The 4,302-nt window shown below is 64.7% G+C and carries 7 protein-coding genes; 2 read left to right on the plus strand and 5 right to left on the minus strand.

Annotated features, from left to right (window positions below; all coding sequences use genetic code 11):
• Positions 1-65 precede the first annotated feature (65 nt).
• From N4R40_RS13030 to N4R40_RS13040, 3 genes are all read right to left on the minus strand, one after another.
• Positions 66-365, minus strand: a complete 300-nt coding sequence (locus tag N4R40_RS13030; RefSeq protein WP_261607810.1) for a HigA family addiction module antitoxin — start codon at positions 363-365, stop codon at positions 66-68.
• Positions 340-618 carry a type II toxin-antitoxin system RelE/ParE family toxin gene (locus tag N4R40_RS13035; protein ID WP_315902506.1) on the minus strand — a complete coding sequence of 93 codons (279 nt, stop codon included), beginning with the start codon at positions 616-618 and terminating at the stop codon, positions 340-342. Before N4R40_RS13035 ends, N4R40_RS13030 begins: the two co-directional genes overlap by 26 nt.
• A gap of 103 nt (positions 619-721) precedes the next feature.
• A complete protein-coding gene (locus N4R40_RS13040) occupies positions 722-1,588 on the minus strand; it encodes an AraC family transcriptional regulator (protein WP_261607811.1) in 867 nt (288 codons plus the stop codon).
• A gap of 216 nt (positions 1,589-1,804) precedes the next feature.
• Here N4R40_RS13040 and N4R40_RS13045 point away from each other — a divergent pair, with 216 nt between their 5' ends.
• Positions 1,805-2,029 carry a hypothetical protein gene (locus N4R40_RS13045; RefSeq protein ID WP_261607812.1) on the plus strand — a complete coding sequence of 75 codons (225 nt, stop codon included), beginning with the start codon at positions 1,805-1,807 and terminating at the stop codon, positions 2,027-2,029.
• A 125-nt stretch (positions 2,030-2,154) separates the two neighbouring features.
• Here N4R40_RS13045 and N4R40_RS13050 read toward each other — a convergent pair whose 3' ends face one another.
• Both N4R40_RS13050 and N4R40_RS13055 read right to left on the minus strand, forming a co-directional pair.
• Entirely contained in the window at positions 2,155-2,370 is a 216-nt protein-coding gene (locus tag N4R40_RS13050; protein WP_261607813.1) for a hypothetical protein, read from the minus strand.
• 551 nt (positions 2,371-2,921) lie between these two features.
• Positions 2,922-3,266 (minus strand): hypothetical protein, encoded by a 345-nt coding sequence (locus N4R40_RS13055; protein ID WP_261607814.1) that lies wholly within the window; start codon positions 3,264-3,266, stop codon positions 2,922-2,924.
• 137 nt (positions 3,267-3,403) lie between these two features.
• Here N4R40_RS13055 and N4R40_RS13060 point away from each other — a divergent pair, with 137 nt between their 5' ends.
• Positions 3,404-4,258: a glycosyltransferase family A protein gene (locus N4R40_RS13060; RefSeq protein ID WP_261607816.1), complete on the plus strand. Its 855-nt coding sequence runs from the start codon at positions 3,404-3,406 to the stop codon at positions 4,256-4,258.
• Positions 4,259-4,302 lie beyond the last annotated feature (44 nt).

Raw genomic sequence — 4,302 nt, forward strand, 5'->3', positions numbered from 1 at the left:
ATGCTCCCGAAGGTCGCTAGTCGCCCGAACGCCCGCTAGTCGGTCGTCTTGCGGGCGTTGAAGGGTCAGGCGCTCAGCGGCTGGATTGCGCTGGTCGGCGTTTCGGTGCGGGCGAGCGCAAGGTCGTAGCCTTCCTGCAGCCGGAGCCAGAACTGCGGTGTGGTGCCGAAGAACGCGCCTAGGCGCAACGCGGTGTCCGCGGTAATCGCCTGCTTGCCGCGGACGATCCGCGAGACGCGTGCCTGATCGACGCCGATGCGCTTGGCGAGCTCATACTGGCTCAGCCCGAACGGTTCGAGAAACTCCTCGAGCAGGATTTCACCCGGCGTCGAGAGCTCGTCAGTGATAGTCGATGAATGCGGCATTGTTTGCTTCCCCTCCGTCCCAGTCGAAGACCAGTCTCCATTGGTCGTTGACCCGGATGCTGTACTTGCCCGCCCGGTCACCCTGCAGCTTCTCGAGGTGGTTTGAGGGCGGGATCCTCAGATCCTGCAGCTCCGCCGCCGCCTCGAGCATTTGGAGCTTGCGCGCCAGACGCTTCCGGACGTCTGGTGGCACGCGTCGCGGTGCCGGACCACCGAGCCAGTACTCCTCGATGTCCCGATCCGTGAACTTCACACCACAATACTAGCGTGACGCGCAAGTAAGAGGAAGGGTGTGACGGGACGGTCCTCGAACGCACGTCGTTCTCGCCGGTTCGGGGTGCTTGACGGGCCACCGCTTAGGCGCGTTCCACGGGGAGCCAGAGTTCGCAGGTGGCGGTGCTGAAGTCGTCGGCGCGTTCGAGCACCGCGACGATTGAAGGGCCGGGGCGAAGTCGCCAGGGGTTGGACGGGAACCAGTCAGTCGCGGTTGCCGCCCACACAGCCTGAAGCGCGCTCGGATATGGGCCTTCGGTGCGGAAGACCGCCCAGTCGCCCGCGGGAACCTCGATCACGTCGAGTCCGTCGGGCGTTGGAGTTTCCTTGGTGATCGCGACGCCGTGGAGGTAGCTGAGCTCGGTTCCTTCGGTGTAGTCGGGGTCGACGTCGGCGCTCACCTGGAGGAGACCGGCCGGGTCGGTGTTGCTCAGCGCTTTCAGGCGCGCATGCTCGCTGGCGGGGAGCGATGCGATGTGCGTCTGGATGTGCGGATTGACGCCTTCGTGGATGAGAGGCACGCGGGCGGCGTAGCCCACGAGGCGGAATGCTGGTCGATCGGCGACACGGGTGTCCATGGTGGTGTTCCCTTCTACTGTCAGGCGAAACCTGATCTGTGGTTGTGTACGAAGGGGGCCGCCATCTCGACGGATATTGGTTGGCCCGGCACCGTGCACAGATCGGAACGCGCGCCCGAACGCTTCGGTGGAACCGTAGCCGTACCGCACCGCGATGCCCAGCAAGTCTCCGTCCCCGAGGACGTCTGCCGCGGCGACGGCCATTCGGCGGCGTCGGATGTACTCCGACAACGGCATGCCCGCCAGCGACGAGAACATCCGTCGTAGGTGATACTCCGTGGTACCCAGCGTCGTCGCCACCGCGCTCACTTCGATGTTGTCGTCGAGGTGCGCCTCGACGAAATCCACCAGCCTGTTCAGCTCCGCGATCATGGCGCCTCCTTCAACACCCACACTGCACGGCAGTGTTGACCGGCACCCTACTATCGCGGTCCGATTCGATCATCTGCGACGACTCAGCTCGCAAGGCGGTCGACCAGCGGGCGGAAGCGGGTCGCTCAGCAGGCGGCATGTCAGTTACGGTGATGGCCCGAGGCGCTGGTTAGGGGCGCGGAGCTAGTGCGCCGCTGGACGAGAACGAAAGCGACGATGAGTGAGGGCAACGTAAAGACAATGGCCCACGCGAGCGCTGGCATTTCCGTGCCCAAAGATGGGACTGTCCAGTTCTCGAGTTCAGGTCGCAACGAGAACTGCCACGCGTTCCATGTGGTGAATGCCCACCGCAACGCCACGAACAACAAGGCGCCGATCGGGATCGACGCACATGCCAACACCATCATCGCGGTGGCCCTGCGCCTGCGCTCCATGCCGTGAGCTTAACCGTCGGGGTCCAGCCCCGGCTATGGGCTTCGGTTGCCCGTCTGCGCGTCGCCGATCGCACGCCTCCGACTTGGAAGGGGTGACCCGGCCAGAGCGATCCCGCGATGGTTGGCGTCGAGCTATCGGGCTCGCGCGTTCCCGGCCGTGATCGCGATCTGAATCGTCCCAACCACGGCGGTTGCGACGCCACCGAAGAGGAGAATCCAAAGCGCCGGGTTCCAGCCGCTGATTCCGGTCTCATCGGCGACGACGCCCCAGTTGTAGAGCGCGGCTCCGGCCGCGATGGTGATCACGACACCGAGTCCAACCACCAGAGATGCCAGAGTCATTCGCATGTGAGCACCCTGCCACATCAAGAGCTCTGCTTGGCGCGCAACGAGCCGCCGGCACGGATGCCGGTCCATGTGAGGAGAGGCGAGTGTGCGCTCGTCGAGTACCGCACTAGATCCCTAAGCGGTCTGACCAGCTCCGTGGCCCCGTCTGCGAGATTCAGCGCGTCACGTCGAAGGGGGACGCCGTGCTGAGCTCAGCGCGCGCTTTCGCCAGACGAGGGTAACCGTGGCGAACATGAGCAGGGGCGCGGAAGCGATCATGCCGGCGGCGCCGCTGTCGAGTCCCAGCTGGAACAGAGCCCACCCACCGGCGAAGGCGACTGCGACAAAGAGTACGAATGCCGCCCACCAACGTGGGTCGTACAAAGGCTGCCGGATGCTCGCTGAATCGGTCAAATGCATCAATCTCCCGCACTCGTAGATGGCCTCGTCAGTCACGTTGGCGACAACCGCCGCTATTGTCTTCGGATCGTAGCGGAATGGACGCGCTACGCGCTTCCCTCTGCGCGAATGACCGTCGCTCAGTGAACGCTTTACTCGACCGTTCGGCGTGACTACAGGTGTGAGAGGCGCTGGGCATCCAGACCGGGTCGATCCGCGACGCTCCGCGATGCCGGGCGAGTGTGGACAAGCAGGCAGACGGCCCAGACCGAAAGCGGACCGAGGATCAGCACCGGAGCGAGCCCGACCGACCGGTAGAAGTCCCAGACATCGGGATCGCCCTGGATGCCGACGAACGCGAGATACGGCAATGCGACGACGAGCAGCACGACCGCGGCGATCCAAGCCTGGGTGCGCCGGGACCTGATGAGACCGGGCGCCCTCCACACGGTGACGATGGCGACGAGATCGACAAGCACGCAGATTCCAAAAGCGATCGCCGGGAGCAGGTCAGCCATAGAGCGATCCTCACACAAGTCCTGGGAGACACTACACACCCATTCGACACCTGCTGAGCGGCAAGGGCCGGCCGCAAGGCGGTCCCTCTGCGGTCCCGCTCGCGACGGGCCCTAGGCTTGTCGCGAAGGTGGTGCTGATGCGTCGGAGCGTTGCGGTTGTGGTGTCGAGCTTCAACCAGGGGCTGATGGTCCGTGAGGCCGTGGACTCAGTGTTGCGGCAGTCGCTGACCGCAGATGAACTTGTCGTGGTCGACGATGGCTCGACTGATCCGGCCTCGATCGAGGTGCTGGCCGATCTGGAACGCGAGGGCGTCAATGTCCTGCGGCAGCTGAACGCCGGTGTGAGCGCCGCACGAAACGCCGGGATCCGTTCGGTGAGGTCTGAGTTGGTCGCAGTCCTGGACGGCGACGATCGCTTCCGTCCTGGTTATCTGGCGGCAACCGTTCCCGCGTTTGATGACGAGGATGTTGTGGCGGCCTCATCGTGGCTGGAGATGTTCGGGACAGCGGAAGGGGTTGTCCGCCCCGTGGGCGGGAGCGTAGTGGACTTTCTGGCACGTAACTCGTGCCCGGCCCCGTCCGTATTCCGCTGGCACTTGTGGAGGGCTGCGGGAGGGTACGCAGACGATATGAGGGAGGGTTTCGAGGATTGGGATTTCTTCCTCCGGCTCCTGACGCCGGGCGGCAGGATCCATATCGTCGAGGAGCCGCTGATCGAGTACCGCACACAGCCTGGGTCCGCGAACCTCCAGGGCATGACCCGGCGCCTGCGTCTCTACGGCGAACTCATCGACCGTCATGTCGCCGTTTTCACCGCTCACGCCAGAGCCGCTCTCTTGGCGCAGGAGTCGATCTCGATCAGCAGGTTGCACGAATGGGAGCAGCTGGTCCTCGCCAACGATCCGACCGATCTTGGTGAGGCGACATTCGGCGATGGGGGCATGGCCGCGCACGTCAGGATCGCCTCTTCCCAAAATCACCACCCGAGGTAGGCCGCCGCGCGGATGTGGGGAAGCCGGTCCTCCACCGGGCGGCT

The sequence above is a fragment of the Microbacterium memoriense genome (assembly GCF_025398275.1).
GTDB lineage: Bacteria > Actinomycetota > Actinomycetes > Actinomycetales > Microbacteriaceae > Microbacterium > Microbacterium memoriense.

Excerpts from the sequence above, each read along its gene's own strand:
- N4R40_RS13060 (WP_261607816.1), top strand. The coding sequence starts at position 3,404 with ATGCGTCGGAGCGTTGCGGTTGTGGTGTCGAGCTTCAACCAGGGGCTG.
- N4R40_RS13030 (WP_261607810.1), bottom strand. The coding sequence starts at position 365 with ATGCCGCATTCATCGACTATCACTGACGAGCTCTCGACGCCGGGTGAA.
- N4R40_RS13050 (WP_261607813.1), bottom strand. The coding sequence starts at position 2,370 with ATGCGAATGACTCTGGCATCTCTGGTGGTTGGACTCGGTGTCGTGATC.
- N4R40_RS13055 (WP_261607814.1), bottom strand. The coding sequence starts at position 3,266 with ATGGCTGACCTGCTCCCGGCGATCGCTTTTGGAATCTGCGTGCTTGTC.
- N4R40_RS13045 (WP_261607812.1), top strand. The coding sequence starts at position 1,805 with ATGAGTGAGGGCAACGTAAAGACAATGGCCCACGCGAGCGCTGGCATT.
- N4R40_RS13040 (WP_261607811.1), bottom strand. The coding sequence starts at position 1,588 with ATGATCGCGGAGCTGAACAGGCTGGTGGATTTCGTCGAGGCGCACCTC.